This window comes from Alkalibacterium sp. f15 (assembly GCF_049389645.1).
Lineage (GTDB): Bacteria > Bacillota > Bacilli > Lactobacillales > Carnobacteriaceae_A > Alkalibacterium.
Window position 1 is genome coordinate 1,084,486 of the sequence record NZ_CP186540.1, and the last position, 25,510, is coordinate 1,109,995.

Below are 25,510 nucleotides of genomic sequence, written 5' to 3' on the forward strand. Positions count from 1 at the left end.
ATGTTTGGACAAGCCACTGACTTCAAGGGTTTTTTCTTGTGTGCCTGAATAAATTTTTATTAATTTTTATACAGCGGCTTCTGTCTTTTCTTCATGAAGATTCGGAATCGCTGCCAGCAGATTTTTGGTGTAGTCTTCTTTGGGATTGCTGAAAATCTCTTTTGTCCTTCCTTGTTCGATCACTCTACCTTTGTTCATTATTAAAAACCGCCTTACCATCAAGTCTGAACGACTATAATGGTAAGGCGGTTTATATATGTTTAATCAATTTGCCCCCGCAGGAATTGGCGCAGGATAAATTAAGTGATCGTTCAGTAAACGGGAATCGGGTAAGAGATCTTCTTTTTGTTTTTTTCCGGAATTCCAGAACAATACGAGTAGTCCCACTGACACAATAGAGGAAATTACGTGTGTCACTAATCCTAGTTCAAGACCTAAACCGATTGGCTGACTGACAATATACACAACGACAGCGTACAGCATGAAAATCGCTGGAACGAATGTGACCAGATAATTTTTATCTTTAAGGTACAGATAACGCGTTGATACGAGTAGTGAAATAACCGCTGTAACCTGGTTTGCCCAGTTAAAGTAACGCCAGAGCAGATTGAAATCTACTTGAGTCAATACGAAGGAAATCGCATAAAGCGGTAAAGTGACCATTAGAATTTTTTTCACCGTATCTTGTTTAATATTTAGATACTCTGCCAGAATCGTACGCAAACTTCTAAAGGCTGACAAGCCTGAAGATAAAGGTAATACGATAACGCCGATGATAGCGATAGTTCCCATGACATTACCTAACAGTAAGATAGAAACCTGATTCACAACAGCCGATGGTGTTCCCGCCGCGATCATCTGACTCAATGTCTGACCGTCAAACAGTGCCATGGATGCCGCTGCCCAAATCATCGCAATGACCCCTTCTGCAATCATCATACCGTAGAAAACAAAACGTCCTTCTCTTTCGTTTGTACTCGTGCGTGAAACCATGGGTGCCTGTGTTGCATGGAACCCTGAGATTGCACCACAGGATATGGTGAAGAAAATAATTGGGAAAATAGGTGTCCCATCCGGATGTATATTGGTTAATGAACTAGCATTCAGGTTGGGTAACGTATGTCCACCGGTCATCAAGCTTATACCGATAGCGACCGTACTGATGATCAAAATAGCCCCGAAGATAGGGTAGATTTTACCTAAAGCTTTATCTATAGGTAAAACAGTTGAAATAATAAAGTAAATGAATATTAATGCCGTAATCATACCTACCGTCATCCAACTCGGCGTAAAGTATAAAATCAAATTAGCCGGTGACGTAACAAACACTGTTCCGACCAGCAACAATAATAGCATTGCGAAGATATTTACCACGTGTTTCAAGGGTTTTCCTAAATATTTACTCGCCAGTTCAGGTAAATGAGCCCCGCCGTTTCTCAGAGAAATCATTCCGATCATATAGTCATGAACGGCTCCGGCAAAGATGGCCCCGATGATGATCCATAGATAAGCGATCGGACCATACAAGGCTCCCATGATGGGTCCGAATATCGGTCCTGTTCCTGCGATGTTCAACAGTTGAATGATTGCATTCTTCCACTTGGGCATCGGTACAAAGTCATACCCATCTCGAAGTGTTTCCGCCGGCGTCGGCCGATCCGGCTCGATCGAAAAATTCTTTTCTATATATCGACCATAAGTGAAATAGCCGAGAATCAATAGTAAGATACCACCAATTAATGTCATCATTGTTTTGTTCCTCCATTTTTTGTAAGCGTTATAGTTACTCACAGTGTATAGAAAAACATAGAAAAAAAGTGCATTTCGGGATGAAATGCACTTTTTCAGTGATGACTTGCATTAATAAACAGATGAAAAACCTTATAAACCGAATCGTTCACGAAAGCTGTTGATGTATGACCGACTTACCGGCAACGTTAAAGAATTATTAAGCGTCAACTTATACGTATGATTGAACCATGGTTCTACCTCCGTTATAGCTTTTAAGTTGACCACGTATGATCGATGAATCCGCATAAAGGAATAAGGTTCCAGCTTTTCCTGCCACGACTGAAGTGTTTCACGCGTTTCCAATTTATTATCTTTCGTATAAACAACTGTTTTACCTTGTATTGCTTCTATCAATAGCAAATCCTGTCTTGAGAACATGTATATGCGGTCCTCCGTCTGTACCGGTATTTTTTCTATCGAAGCATGTTCCACCACTTTTTCTTTCGCGGGAGACTCTGATACCTCCTCGATAGAATCAAACGCGCGCTTCAACGCCTGGAGGACTCGTTTTTCTTCAAAGGGCTTCAGAATGTAGTCTCTGGCGTTCTTCTCAAATGCTTCCACAGCATAATGATCATACGCAGTTGCAAAAATAATCACGGGTGGATTTTCCATTTTCTTGATTTGTTCAGCCAGGGTCATTCCGCTTTCATCGGTTAAATGAATGTCTATAAAAATGATCCCCACCTGATTTGAGAGCAGCGCTTTGAATGCTTCTTCAATTGATTCAGCTTCGAAAACAGCCTTCACTTTTTCATGCTTCTTTATCAGATGACTTAACTCTGCTCGTGCAAGGTATTCGTCTTCAACTATCAATACATTCATCGCTTAGTCTCTCCTTTTTGGTATATGACTGACGACGCTTGTCCCTTCATCACTCGTTTGAAAATTGAGCTCGGCAACCTCTCCAAATAGGCTGATCAATCGTCTATTCAGATTTTCGATAGCAGAGCCTGTTCCTTCTGACGATTGGATCTCTCTTTTTCCTAAATCTTTCAGAATATCTGGATCGACCCCAATACCGTTGTCTTTGACTTCAACACATAAATAATCAGCTTCTTCGGTTATGCTGATAACGACTTCATTATCTTCTTTTTTCCCAACAAACGCATGTTTGATAGCATTCTCAACGAGGATCTGTATCATAAAAGGAGGAATAGCATAATCGAGCAAGTCTTCATCTATATTTTTTGTCACACGGTAACGATCAGGGAAACGTGCCTGTTCCAAACTCAAGTAAGCATCCACTTGCTGAAGCTCTTTTCCTGTCGTTATTAGATTCTGACGAACGCCTTGTAAATTTGATCGAAAAAAAGCACTCAATTGATAGAGAAGATCCCGGGCCTTTTCACTATCAATGCGAATCAGTGCAGAGATCGTGTTTAAGGCATTGAAGAAGAAATGCGGATTTACCTGAGCCTGCAGTGACTTGATTTCTGCGTCCTGCATCAGTCGTTTCTGCATTTCTAATTCTCCAAATTCCAGCTGACTCGAAAAGATTTTTCCCAGTCCTTCTGCCAACTGCCTCTCTACATAGGTCAATTTATTTTTGTCAGTAAAATAAAACTTCAGTGTCCCACGCACTTCATTTCGGACTTTTAAAGGGATGACGAGCGCCGCTTCCAAGGGGCATCCTTCAACATGACAGCCAATCTCTTCGCGGGATCTTGCTTCTTTTAACATTCCCGTAGCAATGACTTCTTTTGACAGATCGGTCACAATGGAATGGGGCGGTTTGTGATGATCGCTCGCAGCTCCGACATGGGCCATGATCGTGTCTTTGTCCGTAATGCTGACTGCCGATACTTTCATCGTTTCGTGAATAATGCGCGCTGCTTTAGAGGAAGAATCTTCATTCAAACCTGAACGGAAATAAGGCAAGGTTGCTTCAGCCAGTTCCAGCACGGCATGCGTCTGTACCGCACGCGTTTCTTGTTCGAGCTTATCAAAAGAGCGAATGATCGATAAAAAGAGCGCCATACCGATACTATTTGTCATGATCATCGGCAGGGCAATGAGCTGGACCAGCTGGTAAGCTTCCTGGGTATTTGTACTTAAAATCAAGATGCTTACCATTTGAACGAGCTCCGTCAACGTACCAATGAATATACCATCCACGGGCCTGGGAAACATTCCTTTTCCGATAAATCGATCTCCAAACAATCCGGAGAATATACCAATCAAGGTTGAAGAAATCAAATAGATATGAGGACCACTCCCCCCTTGAAGATAACGGATGATTCCTGATATCAGACCTACTGCGATTCCCACTGGAGAACCGCCGATCAACCCGGAAATACCGATCGTTAAAACACGTGTATTTGCCAGAGAAGAGTCGGCATCGAGGGTTGTAAATAATTGATTGATGATCTGCTGGTCTTCTCCTATTTCAACACCCGTATAATTTGATATGAAAGCAAACAAACTGAATATGGCTATAAGCTGTACTTTACTGCTCCATCGTTCTCTCTTCATCAGTACCCTTTTGAAATAAGGAATATTTAAGAGCAAATAGGCTAAAACAATGATTAACCCCACACGTTCAAGCATCAGTATGAATAAAGTAGCCATGTAATCCTCCTTCTTTCAGAACAAATAATACATTCATACTAACACAATCGAAATATAAAAAGTGAATAAGAATTGCGTAAACGTTACTAATAAAAAATAAGCCTATCACTATTGAGATGAATCAACAGTGACAAGCTTATTTTATAAAGGGATTAACCGTGATCAAACCAGCAATTTCTTACCCGTCAGTATTACTTATAGTAATAAAAAAATATTTATTTGGCACACCTTACCATGCATAGGCTTCCGGAGCATGACCGCCCGGGCCAGGGAAAATTTTGTCCAGTTTCTGCATAACATCCTCTGTAAGGTTGATTTCAAGAGCCTTGAGTGCCTGCTCCAATTGGTCCATAGTTCTCGGTCCGATAATAGGCGCTGTCACAGCCGGATTAGCTAACAGCCAAGCCAAAGCGACGTTCGGTTCAGATTCACCCAGTTCTTTACATAGCTTGGAAAAATCCTCTAATTGGTGACGTTCCTGATCAGAAAGATTAGCTGCCCGCTCTTCACTTCTGGAACCAGGATCTGGATCAAGAATCTTCCCACTCAGCAAGCCTCCGCCTAATGGACTCCAGGGAATGACTCCGATACCCAACTCTTTGGCAGCTGGAAGTACTTCCAATTCTGGAAGTCGGCATAACAAATTATATTTGTGCTGTTCAGATACCAGTCCAAGAAAATTCCGTTTCTCTGCGGCAGCTTGAGCAAGAACAAGGTGGAAACCAGCAAAATTACTTGATCCAATATAGTATGCCTTACCTTGGTCCACTAACGATTCAAACACACCCCATATTTCTTCCCACGGTGCGTGGCGTTCAATATGATGCATTTGATACAACTCAACATGGTCCGTCTGCAGACGTTTTAAGGACCCTTCCAAATGTCTGCGGATTTTGTAAGCAGAAAGTCCGCGTTCCTGATTTGGTCCATCGGTTTCATCTTCCATACCACCATAGACTTTAGTCGCCAAAACGACTTTTTCTCGCCGGCCGCCTCCCTGTGCAAACCAGCGACCAATGATTTCTTCTGTTTGTCCTCTTTGACCCTTACCACCGTAAACATTTGCTGTATCAAAGAAGTTGATCCCTGCATCCAGTGCTCTGTCCATTATGGCAAAGGCATCTTTTTCACTCGTATAAGGACCGAAGTTCATTGTTCCTAAACAAAGCTTACTGACTTTCAATCCTGTTCGTCCTAAATTAGTATAATCCATACAATCTTTTCCTCCTCTTAATATCTAACTGCCTTCAAAATCTTGATCCATACCTTTTTTTCTTAGCCCTTTAATCGTATCACTATTAAATTTTTAACTCAACAATGTTGTATCCGATATCATTTGTGTATTGACAGGTAATAAGATATTTAACAGACTCGAAGGACATACACCGCCAAAAAAAATAAGCTTATCACTATTGAGGTTAATCAACAGTGACAAGCTTATTATAGTATGGTCCCTACTGGTTTAGAATAGGCCTGTTTCCCTAGTCGGAAACAGTGCTAAAACCATTGATTTATCAAAGACAAACAAACTTTTCGTACTAACCAATAACAATTAATATAAAAATTATTGACAATCCCCGCAAGGACAAAGGAGTGTCAATAATAGAGGCAGTCTTATATTTTTTTGAATAATGACTTATTCTATATTCATCATTATAAATTCATTTACTTTTTGAATGCTTTCTGAAATGGTATCTTCATCTACATCCTCATCTAATGCTACTGCTTCTATAATTTCATCATCTTCAGCAAAAGAATCAGAATCTTCTTCTATTGCTTTCTCTTCCAATTCCATTGCCTTATCCATAAATTTTACATACAACTCATATTCGTGTTCACTAGGCTGTTTCTCCCAATCTTTTTGCCTAGCGTCTATTTCAGTATCTGCTTCAGTTCGCATTAATCTACCTAATGAATACATATTGTCTGTAATTATTTCATTCTCATATAAGAATATGTATAGTTGGTCTTGTTCTAAATCGTAATCATCATATTCATTCTCTACTTCAGATTCAAGTTCATTTAAAAGTTGTTCAATCTGGCTTTTATCAAGTTGATCCGAAGTTGTAACTCTTAACTCTAGACGATTAAAGCTTCCTAATTCAGTTAATTCTTCTTCTGCTATTTCATAATTATATTCATCGGTAACTGCCTGCTCTTCTGTTTCATTTTCTATAACAGTATTCTCTTCAGTATCGTCTGCTCCGTCTGTAACTACACCAAAAACGATAAAGGAAAATAGTGCAATGAGAGCAGATATATTTCTTTTTTTCTTATCCTTTCTCCAAAAATAAACTACACTAATTATACTGATAATAAGTATTATCATTGACAAATTTTCCATTTCTTCTCCTCCAATATATATATACATTGTTAAAGCATAACATTTTTATTTAAAATTTTAAATATGAAATTTTTTGTAAAAAGTATAAAGTCCTCTCATAATTGAGATAGTCTTCTTCATTTTACCTTTATAACTTAACTCTATAGATTCTTGATTTATTATTTTTTTACATATTCGTCATTTGTTTCTTTAAATACTTTATAAAAAAAATCTTCATTACTCTGACCTAACAGTGTGGCTATTACCATTGTAGTTTTGTTTAAATGGTAACGCTTATGCATATTTATGATACGCTCCCTCTAAAGTAGACACTAAAAAAAGTGACACTACTTTAGGGGATCTTTTTTTTATATAAATTCTTAGTATACTTTTGAATCGAGTGCAATTTTTAAAAAATGGACATTCTTGCCTGGGTCATTCAGACAAACAATCAACAATGTGTATCTTTGTATCTTAGAACGGCATCTATTACCTTTTTGAATAAAAAAAGCCGTATAAACTTCGCAGACAATTGTCATGCCAACGTTTATAACACTTTTCCATAGATATATGATGGTTCCTACGGGTATTAACTGCACCGTTTTAGCCACTATCAATGTATGTCAAATACTCACATATATAATAGAATAAACTATTTCACTTATCTAATGAAGATAATAAGCATAAATCATGTATGCATGGACAATATGCAAGTGTAACTGCAATTATAAAACCTCGGGAACGGTATTAGATCACACTTTAGAAGGTCTGCGTAATTCTGCGCAAGGCTTCTTGTTTGAAAAATCAAACTCAAGTATCGGTTTTTAGAGGGTCTGCCCAATTTTCGGCAACCCTCTTTGTTATCGGTCTGATATATACATCGGCCGAAAATTCGACCCATCTCCTCAAAACTGAGGGGATTTTTATCGATAAGAATACTTTTACAACATGTCCCTAATATTAGGGCGGTCTAATATGGATACTCAAATTAAAGTCATATTTAAGCGTTGTAAGCCTGTTACGATGCAGCGTGTTAGCTGTTACTCTTTTTTAAGTAATAGCTATTGTAGTTTATGGGGATTACTTTTGAGTTCTGGGGAAAGTCTCATGACTAGCCGAAGCCAAAGATGGATAAGGCAAAAAAGAGAGAGCATATCAAATTAGCCCTCTCTCAATCACACATATAAAAACCCACACTTTTAACGTTGTTTCTTCAACGGTTGTACTTGATATATATTATATCGTATCAACTTATTTTTAATCAACCAAATACGTGAACGTTCGTTATCATGCAAGTGTAAAAGAAAATAAGCCTACAAAACGTTGTGTAATTACTGTCAAATCAACGTTTGTAAGGCTTATAATAAAAATATGATGGTCCCTACTGGGCTCGAACCAGCGACCCCTACCTTGTCGAGGTAGTGCTCTCCCAACTGAGCTAAGGAACCTTAATGGGCTGTACCTTTATGATTATACAAGAATAAAAACCTTTTGTAAACCTTTTTTAAAACAGATAGACTCTCTCTTTTCTTTTTTCCCTGAATCGTTCATAATGGAAGGGAGAGAATAAGGAAGGACAGATACGATGGACACGACGCATTTAACTAAATTTTATAAAAAAAAACACACTGACAAAATCGAAGCTTTATATTTAGCCGGTGTGATTTCTAAAAAAGAAAAAGAAACCCTCTTGAATCGCACGTTGGAACTCGATTCCGAGACAGGCAATCATTTGATTGAAAACTATATCGGTAATTATTCAATGCCTCTGGGTGTCGCGATGAATTACGTGATCGATGCGGAAGAAATGGTCGTGCCCATGGCCATAGAAGAACCGTCTGTTATCGCTGCATCCAGTTTCGCGGCTAAAATAATCGGTTCAGCTGGCGGATTTAATACAGAAGTCACCCAGAGACGGATGATCGGTCAGGTCACTTTGAAAAATATAGCTAATTTTGAAGAGGCTTCTAGGAAAATAGAGACTGCAAAGCAGGACATTCTCAGCCGAGCGAATGAAGCCTATCCTTCGATCGTCAAACGCGGAGGCGGGGCTAGAGACTTGGAAGTCCGTATACTAAAGGATGATTCAGACAGCGGTATTCCCACGTTTCTATCTGTGCATATCCATATCGACACACAGGAAGCGATGGGTGCAAACATCGTGAATACCATGATGGAAGGTATTTCACCGTATATTGAAGAATTGACCGGCGGGACCGCCTTGCTGCGTATTTTAACCAACTACGCCACGGAGTGTTTGGCTACAGCGACATGCGTTATTCCAACGAACAAACTGAAAACAGCAACTTTTTCCGGCGAAGAGGTCAGAGACCGCATCATCGAAGCAACACAAGTGGCAACGATCGATCCCTACCGGGCAGTCACACATAACAAAGGTATCATGAACGGTGTCGATGCCGTCGTTTTAGCTTCTGGTAATGACTGGCGAGCCATTGAAGCGGGTGTCCATGCTTATGCCAGCCGCTCAGGACAGTATCGTTCACTGACCACTTGGCAGAAAAATGATACGGGCGATTTAGTCGGCGAGCTCACCCTCCCTCTTCCAGTAGGAACGGTTGGTGGAGCCATTTCCATTCATCCGGGCGCTCAGTTAGCGCATTCTATTATGAATCATCCGAATGCACACACACTCGAACGAATCATAGTCTCAGTCGGACTCGCTCAAAACTTTGCGGCTGTCCGCGCGTTAGTCACTGAAGGCATTCAAACCGGACACATGGGACTGCACGCCCGCTCCTTAGCCATTAGTGCCGGAGCCAAAGGCGATCACGTCCAGCAGGTAGCCGATATACTCAAGCATTCCAAACATAAGAATCTGCAGCGAGCCAAAAACATTCTATTGAATCTCTTAGAAGAATTTGATAAATAAACTGAATTAAAGAGGAGGACCTTTTACACAAGGGTCCTCCTCTTTAATTTGATTATATTACACTATTAAAGCCTACTGGTTCGTCGGGGATTAATCAGTTGGCACAAGTGATTTATATAGTGACTACTGAAAAATATAAAACTTGACGGGTGGGCACTATATCAGTTTATAGGACCTTGTCAGATGGTTATTTTTTTGGGTTGTCACTTAAACCAGCTTTACCTATCACTCAAATGCTATTTGTTTTTGAGCAGGTACTAAAAGGGCACTGTAGTTCCTGCTCAAATCAAATGACTAGTTGACTGGTTATTAATGAGAGACTTTAGTGGCCACTCAGGAGATGAGCTATCATGAGCGGTCACTAATCGCTATCATAAGTGACCACCCCACTGCGACCTGCCGTGAGTGGTCACTAAAAAGAACCTTTGTGTCAAGTCGGGAGCAAACACCACCGAGTTGGTACTTAAATAACCAGCTTACAACCATTACAACACCAAAAGGGATTTTATCATGTTCATACTCGCCCAGAAGCGAGTATGTTCTGATTTTATTTTTAGTAATTAATAACTATGATCAACCCTTGTTGTGAAGTCGATAAAATCTAGTAAACACTGAAACTAAAGTCAGTATTAAACCCTAAATTCTATACTTTCCTATACTACAAAAAAGCACGGTGGTTTTAGGGATCACAATGAAGTGATCCCTCATAACCCCCGTGCTTTTTTTATCGTTTACCTAGTTTCGGTCGCAGGTTTCATGTCTTTTGATTCTTCTGTTTCATCATCCACGCTAAGCAAGCGTGCGTTGATGGCTACGATGACCGTACTCAACGACATGACAGCTGCTCCGATAGCAGGTGTCACAACGATTCCTTGATTGTACAGAATACCAGCCGCTAAAGGTATCGCTATAATATTATACCCCGCTGCCCACCATAAGTTCTGAATGTTTTTACGGTGTGTGGCTTTGGAGAGTTTCAAAACGTTCAGTACGTCTCTCGGATTACTATTTACCAGGATAACATCAGCGGTTTCAATCGCTACATCCGTTCCAGCACCGATCGCAATACCAATGTCAGCTGCTGCAAGAGCAGGTGCGTCATTGATTCCGTCACCGACCATGGCTACTTGTTTCGTGCCATCTTCTTGAAGACGTTTAATGTGTTCTGATTTCTGATCCGGCAAAACTTCAGCAATCACTTCAGTTAAGCCCAGTTCTTTCCCTACCCCATCAGCGACTCGCTGGTTGTCACCGGTGATCATTACCGTATCGATTCCCATATCCGTTAGTTCTCTGATTACTTTATAAGAGGATTCTCTGATGATATCACTTAAAGCGATCATGCCTTGCAGTTTGTGGTTTTTCAGCACAAATACGACTGTTTTCCCCTGTTGCGACAAGTCATTGTAGCGCTCCTCGTCAAAAGAAATCTCTTCTGCTTTCATCGCTCCCGGGCTTAAAATGGATACAGTATCCGAATCGATTTTTGCTTCCAGTCCTTTACCCGTCAAGTTGTTGTAATCTGTCACGCCCAGACGCTGAACTTTTTTCTCTTCCCCGGCACGTACAATGCCTTTAGCGATCGGGTGATCCGATTGACTTTCGACGGAATAGGCAAGTTGAAGTACGTCTTCTTCTGACGTGCCATCTTCTGGAATGATATCATCGACACCAAAGTTTCCTTCAGTTAAAGTCCCGGTTTTGTCAAAGACAATTTTATCAATATTACGAGCCATTTCAAACTGCGTACGGTTTCTTATAAGCAGTCCTTTTTGTGCCGCAATAGAGGTTGATACTGAACTGACTAAAGGCATCGCCAGTCCCAAGGCATGAGGGCAGGCAATGATTAAAACGGTCACTGTTCTTGCTAAGGCAAACTCAAAGTCTGCTACATTCATCCAATAAATCATCGTAATCAAACCCGCTACAAGAGCGACATAAAAGAGCCACTTCGCAGCCGTATCGGCAAAGCCCTGGGCGCGCGATTTTGTCGCCTGAGCGTTTTTCACCATCTCAACAACTTGTGAGAGATACGTCTCTTCTCCGACTTTACTTACTTCTACAGTGAGGACACCTTCCCCGTTGATAGAACCCCCAATGACCTCTTCTCCGGGTTCTTTTTCGACAGGGACAGATTCACCGGTCAGCATCGATTCATCAATTGAGGATTTCCCTTCCAAAATTTCACCGTCTAAAGGAACTTTCTCACCGGATTTTACTAAAATTTTATCTCCGGGATGCAATTCTTCTACCGATACTTCTGTAGTATTGCCATTCTCGTCTAGTTTATGGGCATCATTAGGCATAAGGTTTATCAGTTCTTCCAGCGCTTTGGATGCTCCCATCTGGGAACGCATCTCGATCCAGTGTCCCAGCAACATAACGACGATCAATGTAGCGAGTTCGAAATAAAAATCACTGCCTTCAATAAAGAAAGTGGTTAGCGAACTGTATACATAAGATGTTGTGATGTCCAAAGAAATTAGTGTCATCATCCCCGGTGTATGATCCTCTACGACTTCTCTTTTCAAGCCTGATAAAAATGGTTTCCCGCCGTAAAAGAAGACGAACGTTGCGAGTGCAAACAATACCAAGTCAGAACCTGGAAAAGATACGTCAAAACCGAATAAATGCTGCAGCATCGGAGCTAAAATGGCAATGGGTACAGAGATGACCAAAGAAACCCAAAAACGTTTCTTGAAGTCTTCAACCATATGCGCGTGATGATCCTGATGGCTCCCGTGGCCGTCATGGCCATGATGATCTTCGTGACCCTTATCCTCATGCTTATCTTTTGTTTCTTGATTCATATGGTCGTGTTCTTTTACATTCTGATTATCAGTATGTTTGTCTGACATGACGCTCATCTCCTTGTTTATTTATTCGTTTACATGTGTAATCGTTAAATACAAATTAACACTCTCTTTAATTTTTGTCAAATAAAAGTTCTTCTATTTCTATTATACTGTTCACAAACGTATCTCTACAAACGTTTTGAATATGCCCCGTTTTTCTCTAAACATTAAAAAACACCTGAGCATTGGATGCATCCAACGCTCAGGTGTTCTAGCTTTTCTTTATGGTAATCTTTCTTCTTTTGCTGTCAATTTAACGATCCAGCTGTGAATAGGGTTCGGTGATATAACGGTTCATATCCCATTAGATGTAATCGTTCTTTCCTTTAGTCAAAATCGCATCCATCTGATCGAATAAAACATCCGCGATCTACGGATTTGAAAAATCTAAAACAAATGGATCTCGTCCAGGTGACATCGATTTCCCCGGAACATGGATCACCCGCTCCGAATGTTCTTGATAAAGTGGTACATCGTTATTGATCATTTCCGATTCGAACCACAAGCCAAATTTCAATACCAGCTGTTTCTCATTTAAAAAACATGAAAAAGGACCGAGTTGAACTTGATCCTGCTACTTAATCTTCTTCACTCGTTTATTCGGATTAACTTTCCAAGTGACGAGCCCTAAGACAAGCGCTTCTGCAAAAACAAAAGATAACCAGACGCCCGTCATGCCATAAATTCGACTTAATACTAATACGAGCGGGACAATAATGAACCCGCCTCTAAGCATAGAGAAAAAGAGGGCCCGATTCGGTTGATTGGTAGCGCCGAAGTAACTGGTCAAAACTGTATTGAGTCCGGCAAAAAAGAAGCCGACAAAGTAAACCAATAAACCAGTAGTTGCCATCTCGGCTATATGTGCATTTTGTTCGCTGTTGAAGGCAAGAATAATCTGATCGCTCAACAGGTAAGTTCCGCCATATACAACCGTACTCAATATAAGTGACGTCCCTAAAGACAAGGCCAATACCTGCTTCATCTGCTTGAGATTTTTCAGTCCATAGCTTTCACTTAGTAACGGCTGCGTCCCTTGAGCAAGACCTGCGAACAGTGACAACACAACAAAAGAGATGTTGGCTATGATGCCATACGCCGCTAATCCATCATTACCTTCCAATGAAAAGATGATGGTATTGAACGTAAACATGACGACCGAACCGGAAATCTCGTTTACAAATGCCGACGCACCTAAATAAGTGACATCCTGAATCAAAAACTTTTCTATTTTCTGAAAGGTAAAGGCCAAATTATTTTTTGGTTTAAAGTAATGAATCGCCAAGATACTCAGACTGATAAGGGGCGAAATACTCGTCGCTAATGCTGCACCAAACATGCCCATTTGCAGAGGAAAGATAAAGATATAATCCAAGACGACATTCAATACGCTTCCTATGACCATCCCGAACATAGCTAGAGAAGGATCTCCGTCGTTTCTTACGAAAGAAAGCAAGGTATTGTTCAGCACAAAAAAGGGTGCGAACGATAAAATCGTTCGTAGGTAAACGCTCGTGGCATCAAACGTTTGTGCATCTGCCCCGGAAAATCGGGCAATCGCTTCTGAACCGAATTGACCCACAGCCAAGAATAGCACCCCAAATGCCAAGGCGAATAGAATGGTTTGGGAGTAAACTTTTTGCGCCTGCTCACGTTTATCTTGAGACAGCAAGATTTTATACCGAGTTGCGCCACCTATACCCATCATCAAACCAAATCCGTGAATGATGCCAAAAGCCGGAATACTGAGGTTTAAAGCCGCGATCCCAGTTGGGCCTAAAGCTTGGGCTATAAAAAAGGTATCCGCTAAAATATAGAAAGAAATGCCTAGCATTCCCAGCATGTTCAAACTGACGTATTTAAAAAACAATTTCACACTTCGCTGCATTTTATTCTCTACTCTCTTTTTAAAATGAACCTTAGACTAGCTTACTCAGTCCTTTCCTTTAAGTCAACCTTCTGTGAAAAGTTAAGACTTTTTGGGAGATTTTTTAATCACTATTTTATATTAAACCTGAAACGTTGTTAAAGTAATTTTCGATCTAACATGATATAGTTTTTATAATATGTCAAAGGCTTGATAATAAATTTTCTATCCACATATATAAAGATGCTATTAAAAAAATATTTATACATAATAAAAGAAAGGGTGATTTTAATGGATGTAAATTTAACGTCTTATTTGATGTTAGATGGAAATGCGAAAGAAGCAATTTCATTCTATTCAGATGTTTTTGAAGCAAAAGTTGAAAGTATGGAACTTTATAAGGACTGGCCGCAAGAGTTTGAAGAAAATATCCCGGAAGGTTATGAAGACAAGGTTATTCACGCACATTTAACTCTTGGATCATCAGAACTGTTGCTTGCAGATATCTTTCCAGGTCAACCGTATACTCCCGGTTCAGTGATTACGCTTATGCTTGATGTGAAAAAGGTTTCCGATGCAGAAATACTCTTCGAAAAATTATCAAGCAACGGTGATATCATCATTCCTTTGAGTGAAACGAGTTTCAGTCCTGCTTATGCCCAAGTCAAAGACAAATTTGGAATCGAGTGGCAGATCGTGACAGATTTTCCTGAGATGAATTGATGCAAGAACACGTCCCTTTAATACTATAGAAAAAAGAGTTATCGTTGATGTAACCAACGATAACTCTTTCTATTTGATCTGTTCAATTTCACGATATTTAGAAGGATTGCTGAACTGACCAGTCTCTGATGATGATAAGATATAAATCGGGGACTGCAATAGAGTCCTCTCAAATGAAGGTAACAAAGGAATCATGCCATATTTCCTCATAGAAACGCACGGTTTGATCCCCGGTCATCCAGGCATTGTCCCAGGCAGAATGAATTTCCTTTTGCATCTGAACATTATAGCCCAAACCATGCGCAAATTTCACGGTCGAATCCACACAGTACTGTGTTTCCACTCCGCATATTTCGATTTTCTGTGCATCCAGCTTTTCCAAAACTTCTTTCAAATCGGTTTGATAGAATGAGTTGGGATGACTTTTTTCAATAAAGTATTCTGAATGACTTTTATTCAATTCGGGAATGATTTCCCATTTTTGCGTTCCTTTTTCTAAATAGTCATCCGTATGCTGAATAAATATGATCGGTTTTTCTTCCGAAGCATAGTCGGTGATCCTTTCATTAATTCTTTCAATCAAATAATCCAAGTTGCCTATCGACTGGTCCTTGTAGTGACAAACGCCATTTTGCATATCAATGATAATGAGTACATCAGCAGTTGCCATAACTACGTCCTCCTTTATCTATTCAGTTTGTTCCTATACAAGGTGATATTCACACTCAAATTGTACACTGTAACTCGATGGTGAACAACTGATAACTCCGGGATTAAAGTAAATCATCATTCTGCGTCTTTATCTAAACATAAAATTCAGTTAAACTATATAAATACAAAAAAACTAAGGAGAATAATACATATGTTTAAAGAATTTAAAACGTTTATCATGCGCGGCAATGTAATGGAGTTAGCCGTTGGTATTGCGATGGGGGCTGCATTCACTGCCATTGTCAATTCGTTTGTTGAGAATATCATTACACCTATTATCGTGGCTGTATCAGGAAATGCAAAAGTTGAAGACTTAGCCGTTCAAATCGGCGACGCAACTTTAACATATGGCTTATTTTTACAAGCTGTTATCGATTTTTTGATTATTGCACTCGTCTTGTTTATGATAATCAAGTTTATCAATAAATTAGTACGAAAAAAAGAAGCAGTACCAGAGACAGAAGTTGCAGCACCTACTGTAGAATTTTACTTGGAAGAAATTCGTGATCTATTAGCAAAACAGTCAAATGACACAACAAAAGATTCAAGTATAACGTCAGAATAGTTAATGACATCTGATTATTCTTTTAGAAATAAATCAAATTCGAGTCACTCTTGATATGAAACCTATCACTCCAATCATTTATGGAGTGATAGGTTTTTACATTGAAAAAGAGCAATCAGAAAAAAAGCGTTCCCTTCACCTCGCACTTCCTCTTGCGAAGGGCACGCTTTGACCGATTCCGTGCCCTTCACCTCGGACTTCCTCTTGCGGAGGGCACGCTTTGACCGATTCCGTTCCCTTCACCCCGTAATTCCTCCTGCGAAGGGCACGCTTTGACCGATTCCGTTCCCTTCACCCCGGACTTCCTCCTGCGAAGGGCACGCTTTGACCGATTGTGTGCCCTTCACCTCGTATTTCCTCCTACGAAGGGCACGCTTTGACCGATTGTGTGCCCTTCACCTCGTACTTCCTCTTGCGAAGGGCACGCTTTGACCGATTGTGTGCCCTTCACCTCGTACTTCCTCCTGCGAAGGGCACGCTTTGACCGATTCCGTTCCCTTCACACAATACTTACTCTTCCGAAGGGCACGCTTTGACCGATTGTGTGCCTTTCACCTCGTATTTCCTCTTATGAAGGGCATACAATTGATTCATCAACAAGGTTCGTTATCCGTTTTAGATCTTTTAAGGTGTTGAAACTGACTTGAAGTCAGTTTCTTCTACTCTTAATGGTATATTTCTCATAAAATTGCTTGTATTTTTATTTGTATAAGCACAGTATCCCAATTATAATAGAGAGACGCATACTACTTTTGCAACTAAAGGAGCACGGTTATGTTTTTTGGAGTTATTATAAATACAGTGGCTATTTTTGTGGGGAGTATTATCGGATTATTTGTTAATAAAGGTATTCCTGTACATATAGAAAATGCTTTGATGAAAGCACTCGCGCTCTGTGCCATCTACATCGGTGTCACAGGTCTTTCTACTGGAGAAAATACGATTTATATTATTCTCTCTATGGTCATCGGTGTGACGATTGGTGAGATCATTAATTTAGATAAAAAAATAATCCACATGGGCAATATACTCGAAAGTCGTTTTCCCGCTAAAAACGGTTCGGCCTCCTTATCAAAAGGGTTTGTGATGAGTAGCTTGATCATGGCCGTGGGAGCCATGTCGATTGTCGGACCTTTAGAAAGTGGTCTCGTCGGCACTCACACGATTTTACTAACGAAGTCAGTGATGGACGGACTTACCAGTCTTATTCTTGCTTCAAGTATGGGTATCGGCGTTTTCTTCTCGGGATTTTTGGTTTTTATCTATCAAGGCGCGATCACATTATTTGCCAGTGGACTAGATTCTGTTTTAACTGATCCCATGATAAACGACATCAATGCTATCGGATCACTTCTTATTTTAGCTTTAGGCTTTAATCTGCTGGAAGCAACCAAAATAAAAGTAATGAATTTTGTCCCCGCTATTTTTATCCCGCTTCTATTTTTCATGTTTTATTAAAAAAACTGTTAGTTAAAGTTCTGCTTTGTCCAAATCACTTTGGTCAGCATGCTTAAACTAACAGTTTTTTTATTCTATCGAATCTTTAAATTCACGGTATACATCTCGAACGATATCGTAATCTTCTGATTCGGCCGGTGAAAAGCCTTCCCAATTATAGACATCTTCCAAAACTTCTAACATTTCCTCATTATCATTAATGGCTAGAAACGCTGCTTGGATATCTTCTTTAACTTCTTCTGGAAGCTCACTTCTAACTGATACTGTTGCGTTGGGTATTTTATCGGTCATCCCAATTACTCTAATTTGTTCATTGATATCCGGAATTTCTTCTTCAAGTCGAACGCGTGCATCGTCAAATGTGGTGGCAAAATCTGCCTGGCCATCCAGCAAAGCAAGTATGGCTCTATCGTGAGCACCCACCTCGACCATCATGAAGTGATCATCTAAATCTTCGACACCCATATCCATCATTTGCTGCGCTGGAAAGAGAAAGCCGGATGTCGAGGAGTAGTCTGTAAACGCCCAGACCAGGCCTTCTGTTTCAACTAAATCTTCGATGTTCTGAATGTCCGAGTCTGCCGGAACATTATATTGGGCAGCATAGGTATCTGATCCATCTCGAACCGCGTTCAGTAATACTTCAGCCTTCGCACGTTCCTCAGCTTGCACGAAAGCAAAAGGAGGTAAAAAGGCCATATCGACATGCTGGTTGCGCATGGCTTCAATTAAGCCCGTATAGTCAGTCAGCACTTGACTCGTAACTGGAATGCCTAATTCTTCGGATAAGTAATCTTCAAAAGGTTTTGCCGTTTCAGCCATGTTTTCCACATCTGCGGAAGGAAAGAAACCTAAAACGAGTTCATCAATGTCGCCTTTACTCGTTTCATCCATTTCAGCATCATCAGTATTGCATGCCACTAAGAAAAACGTCGCAAGCAGGGCAATAATCATTCCATTTATTTTTTTCATATTCCACAACCTCTTCATCTCTTTTAATCTATGCGTGATTTCCTTATTTTGCACTAGTTCGTGAAAACCGTCAATACTTTTCCAAAAAATCAATTCCAGTTCAAAAACTCACTACTTTATCTGTAACAGAAAAAAGTTTACAAGATAGAATAAACACATTCTACCTTGTAAACTGATTGGTTCCATAAGTATCTTTTTCCTGTTATTTGGTTTCTCTAAACAAGGCTTTTCGTCTTAATTTTTGAGAATATTTTTTCAGTTCTAATCGCTCAGGATCATTGCGTGTATTTTTACTTGTTAAATAGAGACGTTCACCAGTTTCTACGCATTCCAATGTGACATTTTTTCTCATCTTATCTTACTCCTCGTTTCAATTTTTTTAGTTGTTTGATAACTCTAAGGCCTCGTCGTGCTGTTTTTTTATTTGGACTCTTCATTATACGCCGAGCCGTAGACACATCTGTTTTTTCAGCCATATTCATTCACTCCCCCAATGTAGTCAGTATCCTTGTTCACTTCGATCGCTTTTCCATGTCACATCTAGGTTCCAAGGTTCAGTTGTACAACCTATTTTATTTATATAAGGTTTAAGTCAGGCTACGAATCCATACCGAGTTCTTCCATCATATCTTTGGTCAAGACACATCTCTCGAAAGACTTCTTCATTTCTTCCAATGGTAAGTCTTTTCCTATAAAGACGAGTACTGATTCCCGTTCTCTCTCTCCCCAAGGCTCTCCACGCTCAGCTTTAAAGGCCATGTTTACTCCTTGATAGATGATCTGATTGGCATCACCATAAAGATGTATTATGCCTTTATACCTTAAAAGGTCCATTCCATAAGTCATGATCAATTCATCCATCCACATGTCGATCAGCGTAGGATGAATCGGCTCCTTAGCTTTTAAAGACAACGTCACGATGCCTTCTGTATGGTTGGGTTGATGGTCATGTGCGTCGTGGTCGTGATGATGGTGCTCATCATGTTGGTGTTCATGACCGCCTCCGTCTTCTTCTAATTCCAGGCTGTCATCTTTTTCTGTTCTCTGTTCCTCAAACAGCTTTAATCCCAACACATCGTTTACTGCTATTTCTTCCAGATTCAATCTATCGATATCTGCAAAAGGATTTATTGAACGCAGTTTTTGCTTCAATAAGTGGAGCATTTGACTGTTTACCTGTTCTCCTTTTGTTAATAATAATTTATCGGCAAAGGCAATCTGATCGATCGACTCTTCATAATGAGCCATTTGATACAATGCGTTTGAAGCATCCACTAAAGTTAACACAGAATCGATTTCAAAGTGAGCTTGCAAGAAAGGCGTGCGCATAAATGTCTGAGCGATTGGCCCTGGGGCTGCTAAACCGGTGGTTTCAATGACGATTCGATCGATCGATACCGATTGCTTTTCTCTTATATTATATATCGTGCGCAGCATATCCGATAAATCCGTACGTAAAGTACAGCACAGGCAGCCGTTATTCATTTGATAAACTTCTTCTTCTACATTCACAACGAGATTGTGATCGACTCCTACGTCACCGTATTCATTCACAATGACTGCAACCTTTTCATCATAAGGTTGATGCAGGAGCTCGTTGATCAAGGTTGTTTTTCCGGCTCCTAAAAAGCCTGTAATGATTGTTACGGGTATTTTCTGACTCATTATAACGACTCCTTTTCCTGATTATGCTCTATTGCCGATCAGATTTACCAGCTCGCTTTTTTTACACCAGGAATTTTACCCTCATGTGCCAATTTACGGAAGTTTATACGGGACATACCAAACTTACGCATATAGCCTCTAGGTCTGCCATCAATTTTGTCGCGATTTTGTAAACGCGTAGGTGATGCATCTCTCGGCAATTTTGCCAATGCTTCATAATCCTCTTGTTCTTTTAATTCACTACGTAATTCAGCATATTTTTCTACAGTTCTTTCCTGACGTTTCGATTTTTCGATTTTACTCTTCTTAGCCAAAAGCCACACTCCTTCTATTTTTTGAAAAACAGTAACAAATTCCCTGTCAATTATTATTTATCCAGCACTTTTTTCCCATTGTAATAACCACCTATTGTGATATGTGACGCATACGGTATTCACCCGAAGAGGCATCAAGTGAAAGTCCTCCCGGAGTGTTCAATCCTTTGTGAGTGCGTCTTTTTCTCTTCGTTGCTTTCGACGTTCTTCTTTTAGGTACCGCTGTTATAATTGCTCATTCGTATCACGTTCCAAATCGTAATGATTACGTTTTGTAATCTTACTACATATATTTTATAAATTCAAGTGACAAATCATAAATTTTTATTTACTTGAAATCACCCAATTCTTCGTTCGACAAATTCTCTGACCCCTAAGCATTTTTTTGCAGCTCTCCGCCTCTTTTTTCAGTTTATTCAAGAAACACAAAAAAGTATCAGCATTTGGCTGATACTTTTTTAAATTTTAAGTAGATTCTCTTACGTACATAAACCAATTTCACTAAAAAAGATGTTTCGGTCACTCGTTTAACCGACTCACATTGCCCAGATTCAACTTGTTCATTGTTACTTGACTGCGTATTTTCTCAGGTTATCTTGAATCGCTGCTAAATATGCTTTTCCTTCAACTATCTGTTCGGTATTCATTTCAATATTTGAGCCGTCTTTGGGTAAGGCCTTTTCTAATAATTCTTCATACTCATCCATAGTCAATTCACGACGTGTATTTAATAGTGCTTCATTTTTTCCTTTGTTTACATAGTTTTTATAATCAGGTTGAACGACGCCACTGAAGAATTCTCCGACTGCGCCTGAGCCATAACTGTACAGACCGATGCGTGATTCTTGTTTTAATTCCGGTGCTTGTTCAAGCAAGGACAACAGACTGAGATAGAGCGAACCCGTATAGACGTTCCCTAACTGTTTATTGTAGATGATACTGTTCTGATAATGACTCATCAGACGTTCTGCATCTTCTTTGCTGGCTTCTGCTGTCAAAGTTAGAAGCGCTTTTTTAGCCATCTTCGTATACGGCAAGTGGAAACACACCGCTTCAAAGTCTTTTAAATCGCGCTGCGTTCTTTCTTTATATACGCCCCAAACATCTTTGAGAAAAGAAAGATAGGATTCATTCGAATATTTGCCATCGACAATTGCATAATCTGAATACAGAGGTCGCCAGAAATCCGAAATGTTTTTAGTTAAAGCTGCACTATCGTTATCTAAGGTTAATATGCGTGGATTACTTGAAAGAACCATCGCCACAGCTCCTGCACCTTGCGTCGGTTCTCCGGCTGTATTTAAACCATATTTAGCAATATCCGCACCTATTACTAATGCTTTACTGTCCGGATTCAAAGCAATATGACCCATAGCCATTTGCAATCCAGCCGTCGCACCGTAACACGCTTGTTTAAGCTCGAAGGAACGGGCATTTTTTTGTATGCCTGCTAAATGGTGGACCCATACTGCTCCAGATTTCGAATGGTCGACACCAGACTCTGTTCCAAATAAAACCAAATCGATTTTTGCTCTGTCTTCATCATCTAATATGGCTAACGCCGCATTCGCCCCCATACTTACAGCATCTTCATGAAGAGGCGCGACCGCCATTTTTTCTTGTCCAATACCTATCGTATATTTTGCTGGATCGACACCTCTAAGTTCAGCTAATTTTTCCATATCTATATATTGATCAGGTGCGTAAAAACCTATTTTGTCTATCCCGATATTCAATCGCTTATCCTCCCAATCATCGTTCTCACTATTTATCTCTACTACAGTATAGACAAACTTCTTTAAAATTTATTAAAGAATTCGAACTTTGTATCAATTAAACTGAATCATTCTCTCTTTTATTTAAAAATATAGATCACACTTGCTGCAATAGGGTTCGGACGTCCTCTTCACTTTCTTTGAGCAGTTCGGACAAGTTACATAGTCATCTTCTTCTTTTCCCAACACCTTGAACCCCTGTGCAACAACTTTACTACCCAACAGCAGTAATCTTATCTGGAATTTATACGATAAAAACAATAATAAGGCGCTTAAAAAAAGGCCCACAAAAATCATCTTTTCACGCTCCATTCAAAGATTCAGTCAGTTAGTCGCTCTCTTCTTTTACTTTGATAATTATTTTCCCTTTTACGTGGCCCGTCTCACTCAACGTATGAGCTTCTCTCAGTCCTTCTTCTGAAAAAGGATAAACCTTTGAAATAACAGGTTTCAATTTTCCTTTCATGAGCCATTCGTGAAGTTGTTCGAGCGCTTTTTTTGTCGGTTTCATCGAGAAAAATTGTGCATCGTGAATCTTTGTATCAACTAATTCACTCGGGTCTCCGGCAATGGACAATAGTCTGCCTTTATTTTTAATAAGAGACAAACTTTTTTCCAAGACCTTCCCCCCTATAGTATTAAAGACCAAGTCGATATCTTCCAAAACCTCTTCAAACGCTTCCTTTTCATAATCAACTGGTCGATCGACACCAAGCGATTTAAGCAGCTCTTGATTACTGCCGCTGGCCGTGGAAGCAACCCAGGCTCCTTGAATTTTAGCTATTTGAACAGCTAGCGACCCGACGCCACCTGAACCGGCATGAATCAGCACTCTTTGTCCGTTCTTCACTTGTCCTCGTGAAACGATTGCTTCATATGCCGTTTGTCCGGTCAACGGAACGGCTGCAGCCTCTTCAAATGAAATCCTATCGTCTAGTTTAACGGTCCTGTCAGGACGTACGGAAACAACTTCTGCATACGTTTTGGAGCCGTTAGCCATCACTCTATCCCCTACTTCAAACCCTTTGATGTCTCTACCTACTTCGATCACTCTTCCGGCAACATCGTTACCGACAATCATTGGTAAACTGCCGCCAAATGAGCCTTTTCGCCGTTTTATATCGACTGGATTGACACTCGTGGCGTATACTTCAACGAGCAGGCGATCTGGTTTCAATGCAGGCTTATCCGTTTCTTTTAACTTTAATTGTTCCACTCCACCAAACGCTTCTATAATTATAGCTTTCATTTTTGGCACACTCCTTCAGCATACATTTCTCCATAATCTTATCACGACGAGCTTGTACTGCTTTCCGATTCGGATAAAACATTATCCATAAAAACTTATGCTATCAGTCGACTTATTTTATGATATTTAGAAAGCGGGAATAATAAACTCTTTTTGTTAAATAAAATAAGCTGAATTTCAAAACAAGTTAAACTCATTTTAAGATTCAACTTATGAAAAATCGAGATATTGGATAAACTATTATTTGGATACTTTGGTCCAATCTAATCGACAGATGACTTCTATTTAATCCATCCGTAAAAATGATTTTAACCTTCCGATCACTTCTTTGTCTTCTACTTGTGGGAAATGAGTGTAGTAGGCTCCGACAGCTCCCAGAAATACTTCTGGAACATCTATTGCCACGACCTGATCGACTAAGCTCAGCAACTCATGATACGTATCTTGGGGTATTACCGGCACTGCTACAATGATTTCCTTGGCTCCTTGTTCCTTAACAGCCTCAATCGCCGCTTTCATCGTTAATCCCGTCGCGATCCCATCATCCACTAAAATAACTGTTTTATCCTTGATCGGTTGTTGAGAAAGCACTTGTGAATATTTTTTCCGGCGACTTTCCATCGCCTTACGCAGACGACTGATTTCCTTGTTTATCCATTCCGGATCCAGATGGTCGGTTACCAGTCTATTTAATAGGGCCTCTCCTTTTTCCGAAACTGCGCCAATAGCATACTCCGAATGATAAGGATGACCAATTTTTTTCGACATAATCATATCAAAGGGTAGGTGATGTTGCTCAGCTATTTCTATGCCTAGAGGGATGCCTCCTCGTGGCAAAGCTAGAACAACCGAATTATCAGCATCCTTCAATTGAAGAGCTGCAGCTAGCTGCTTTCCTGCATCTATACGATCATAAAACCTCATTGTTATCCCCCCTGTAAGAAGTAACTAACTCGCATTTTTTACCATCCGTTTTTCCCCTTAAAGTTTGTACACAGTATATCATGAATAAAAAATTCCTAATATTAGAATGATTTGGTCGCTTTTTAAAGCATCATTTTCAAAGAAAACCACTTCTTACTGAACCGTCATTCTGTATAGTATAAAATTTAAATTATTAATAGTTTATAGGTTTCGAGTGATTCTGATTTGAAAAGCCAACTGTTTGCTCTATAATGTAAACAGTAAGCATTAACACTTAATTGCCAAGGAGGAAGTAAAATGTCATTTATAAAAGGCGCTTTAATTGGGGCTGCTTTAGGTTTGTTATTCGCGCCTAAGAGCGGTGAAGAAACACGTGAAGATTTACGTAAAAGAATGGACGATTCAAAAAAATCAGCAGGTGATTACGCAGATAAAGCCAAAGTAAAATCCGAAGAAATGTCACAAACAGCTGGAACAGCTACAGAAAACATCAAGCTGACAATAAGCAAAACAGCTAAAGATTTACGCGAACAGTTGCATCATGCTTCAGAAGAAATCAAAGATGAAGCACGCACGTTGAAAGAAGAAGTAAAAGAAACAACTGAAGATGCTTATGTGGATATTGCAGTCGAAGTGGACGATGCTTCTGACGAAATCCGCGAAAACAAAGATGACTCTAACTTAAACGATAAAGTATAATTGATTTTGACCTCTCGAAGAATAAATTCGGGAGGTCTTTTTTTCGAATTAGAGATATTGAACTTCAGAACCGAAAGAAGAGACTACCAAATGGAAAAGATTATTTATCTTGGCAAACAAAAAATACATTCCCACTAATTCGTCGAAACGACGTACCA

General features: G+C 39.8%; 24 protein-coding genes and 1 tRNA gene. 5 read left to right on the plus strand and 20 right to left on the minus strand.

Going from position 1 to position 25,510, the window contains the following annotated elements; all coding sequences use genetic code 11:
* Nucleotides 1-66 precede the first annotated feature (66 nt).
* From ACO1PF_RS05330 to ACO1PF_RS05360, 7 genes are all read right to left on the minus strand, one after another.
* On the minus strand, nt 67-198 hold the full coding sequence (locus ACO1PF_RS05330) for a hypothetical protein (protein WP_423190291.1): 132 nt from the start codon (nt 196-198) through the stop codon (nt 67-69).
* A 66-nt stretch (nt 199-264) separates the two neighbouring features.
* Entirely contained in the window at nt 265-1,749 is a 1,485-nt protein-coding gene (locus tag ACO1PF_RS05335; RefSeq protein WP_423190292.1) for a carbon starvation protein A, read from the minus strand.
* A gap of 132 nt (nt 1,750-1,881) precedes the next feature.
* Nucleotides 1,882-2,616: a LytR/AlgR family response regulator transcription factor gene (locus ACO1PF_RS05340; protein WP_423190293.1), complete on the minus strand. Its 735-nt coding sequence runs from the start codon at nt 2,614-2,616 to the stop codon at nt 1,882-1,884.
* Nucleotides 2,617-2,619: 3 nt separating this feature from the next.
* The gene (locus ACO1PF_RS05345) at nt 2,620-4,362 is read right to left on the minus strand and encodes a LytS/YhcK type 5TM receptor domain-containing protein (protein WP_423190294.1); all 1,743 of its coding nucleotides are present in this window, start codon (nt 4,360-4,362) and stop codon (nt 2,620-2,622) included.
* 229 nt (nt 4,363-4,591) lie between these two features.
* The gene (locus ACO1PF_RS05350) at nt 4,592-5,575 is read right to left on the minus strand and encodes an aldo/keto reductase (protein ID WP_423190295.1); all 984 of its coding nucleotides are present in this window, start codon (nt 5,573-5,575) and stop codon (nt 4,592-4,594) included.
* 423 nt (nt 5,576-5,998) lie between these two features.
* The gene (locus tag ACO1PF_RS05355; protein WP_423190296.1) at nt 5,999-6,706 is read right to left on the minus strand and encodes a hypothetical protein; all 708 of its coding nucleotides are present in this window, start codon (nt 6,704-6,706) and stop codon (nt 5,999-6,001) included.
* Between the two features lie 1,354 nt (nt 6,707-8,060).
* A tRNA-Val gene (locus ACO1PF_RS05360) sits at nt 8,061-8,133 on the minus strand.
* Nucleotides 8,134-8,270: 137 nt separating this feature from the next.
* Here ACO1PF_RS05360 and ACO1PF_RS05365 point away from each other — a divergent pair.
* Nucleotides 8,271-9,575 (plus strand): hydroxymethylglutaryl-CoA reductase, degradative, encoded by a 1,305-nt coding sequence (locus ACO1PF_RS05365; protein WP_423190297.1) that lies wholly within the window; start codon nt 8,271-8,273, stop codon nt 9,573-9,575.
* Nucleotides 9,576-10,306: 731 nt separating this feature from the next.
* Here the strand turns inward: ACO1PF_RS05365 and ACO1PF_RS05370 are convergent.
* The 3 genes from ACO1PF_RS05370 to ACO1PF_RS05380 form a co-directional block, all read right to left on the minus strand.
* Complete coding sequence (locus ACO1PF_RS05370) at nt 10,307-12,433, minus strand: heavy metal translocating P-type ATPase (RefSeq protein WP_423190298.1); 2,127 nt, start codon at nt 12,431-12,433, stop codon at nt 10,307-10,309.
* A gap of 367 nt (nt 12,434-12,800) precedes the next feature.
* Entirely contained in the window at nt 12,801-12,917 is a 117-nt protein-coding gene (locus ACO1PF_RS05375) for a hypothetical protein (protein ID WP_423190507.1), read from the minus strand.
* Nucleotides 12,918-13,004: 87 nt separating this feature from the next.
* Entirely contained in the window at nt 13,005-14,300 is a 1,296-nt protein-coding gene (locus ACO1PF_RS05380; RefSeq protein ID WP_423190299.1) for an MATE family efflux transporter, read from the minus strand.
* Between the two features lie 288 nt (nt 14,301-14,588).
* Between ACO1PF_RS05380 and ACO1PF_RS05385 the strand changes: the two genes are divergently transcribed.
* On the plus strand, nt 14,589-15,020 hold the full coding sequence (locus ACO1PF_RS05385; RefSeq protein WP_423190300.1) for a VOC family protein: 432 nt from the start codon (nt 14,589-14,591) through the stop codon (nt 15,018-15,020).
* A gap of 169 nt (nt 15,021-15,189) precedes the next feature.
* Here ACO1PF_RS05385 and ACO1PF_RS05390 read toward each other — a convergent pair whose 3' ends face one another.
* Complete coding sequence (locus ACO1PF_RS05390) at nt 15,190-15,690, minus strand: cysteine hydrolase family protein (RefSeq protein ID WP_423190301.1); 501 nt, start codon at nt 15,688-15,690, stop codon at nt 15,190-15,192.
* Between the two features lie 192 nt (nt 15,691-15,882).
* Between ACO1PF_RS05390 and mscL the strand changes: the two genes are divergently transcribed.
* The gene (gene mscL / locus ACO1PF_RS05395; protein ID WP_423190302.1) at nt 15,883-16,296 is read left to right on the plus strand and encodes a large-conductance mechanosensitive channel protein MscL; all 414 of its coding nucleotides are present in this window, start codon (nt 15,883-15,885) and stop codon (nt 16,294-16,296) included.
* A 774-nt stretch (nt 16,297-17,070) separates the two neighbouring features.
* A complete protein-coding gene (locus ACO1PF_RS05400; protein WP_423190303.1) occupies nt 17,071-17,754 on the plus strand; it encodes a DUF554 domain-containing protein in 684 nt (227 codons plus the stop codon).
* Nucleotides 17,755-17,823: 69 nt separating this feature from the next.
* Here the strand turns inward: ACO1PF_RS05400 and phnD are convergent, their stop codons facing one another.
* From phnD to ACO1PF_RS05445, 9 genes are all read right to left on the minus strand, one after another.
* Nucleotides 17,824-18,726 carry a phosphate/phosphite/phosphonate ABC transporter substrate-binding protein gene (gene phnD, locus ACO1PF_RS05405; RefSeq protein WP_423190304.1) on the minus strand — a complete coding sequence of 301 codons (903 nt, stop codon included), beginning with the start codon at nt 18,724-18,726 and terminating at the stop codon, nt 17,824-17,826.
* Nucleotides 18,727-18,928: 202 nt separating this feature from the next.
* The gene (gene rpmG, locus ACO1PF_RS05410) at nt 18,929-19,078 is read right to left on the minus strand and encodes a 50S ribosomal protein L33 (RefSeq protein ID WP_423190305.1); all 150 of its coding nucleotides are present in this window, start codon (nt 19,076-19,078) and stop codon (nt 18,929-18,931) included.
* Nucleotide 19,079: 1 nt separating this feature from the next.
* Complete coding sequence (locus ACO1PF_RS05415; protein ID WP_423190306.1) at nt 19,080-19,202, minus strand: putative metal homeostasis protein; 123 nt, start codon at nt 19,200-19,202, stop codon at nt 19,080-19,082.
* Between the two features lie 121 nt (nt 19,203-19,323).
* A complete protein-coding gene (locus tag ACO1PF_RS05420; protein ID WP_423190307.1) occupies nt 19,324-20,391 on the minus strand; it encodes a CobW family GTP-binding protein in 1,068 nt (355 codons plus the stop codon).
* Between the two features lie 44 nt (nt 20,392-20,435).
* A complete protein-coding gene (gene rpsN / locus ACO1PF_RS05425; RefSeq protein ID WP_423190308.1) occupies nt 20,436-20,705 on the minus strand; it encodes a 30S ribosomal protein S14 in 270 nt (89 codons plus the stop codon).
* A 91-nt stretch (nt 20,706-20,796) separates the two neighbouring features.
* A complete protein-coding gene (rpmF, locus tag ACO1PF_RS05430; protein WP_423190508.1) occupies nt 20,797-20,937 on the minus strand; it encodes a 50S ribosomal protein L32 in 141 nt (46 codons plus the stop codon).
* Between the two features lie 334 nt (nt 20,938-21,271).
* Nucleotides 21,272-22,441 carry a hydroxymethylglutaryl-CoA synthase gene (locus ACO1PF_RS05435; protein WP_423190309.1) on the minus strand — a complete coding sequence of 390 codons (1,170 nt, stop codon included), beginning with the start codon at nt 22,439-22,441 and terminating at the stop codon, nt 21,272-21,274.
* Between the two features lie 367 nt (nt 22,442-22,808).
* Complete coding sequence (locus ACO1PF_RS05440) at nt 22,809-23,729, minus strand: NADP-dependent oxidoreductase (protein ID WP_423190310.1); 921 nt, start codon at nt 23,727-23,729, stop codon at nt 22,809-22,811.
* Nucleotides 23,730-24,014: 285 nt separating this feature from the next.
* Nucleotides 24,015-24,653 (minus strand): phosphoribosyltransferase, encoded by a 639-nt coding sequence (locus tag ACO1PF_RS05445; RefSeq protein WP_423190311.1) that lies wholly within the window; start codon nt 24,651-24,653, stop codon nt 24,015-24,017.
* 297 nt (nt 24,654-24,950) lie between these two features.
* On the opposite strand from ACO1PF_RS05445, the gene ACO1PF_RS05450 reads away from it, so the two are divergent.
* Nucleotides 24,951-25,352, plus strand: a complete 402-nt coding sequence (locus ACO1PF_RS05450; RefSeq protein WP_423190312.1) for a YtxH domain-containing protein — start codon at nt 24,951-24,953, stop codon at nt 25,350-25,352.
* Nucleotides 25,353-25,510 lie beyond the last annotated feature (158 nt).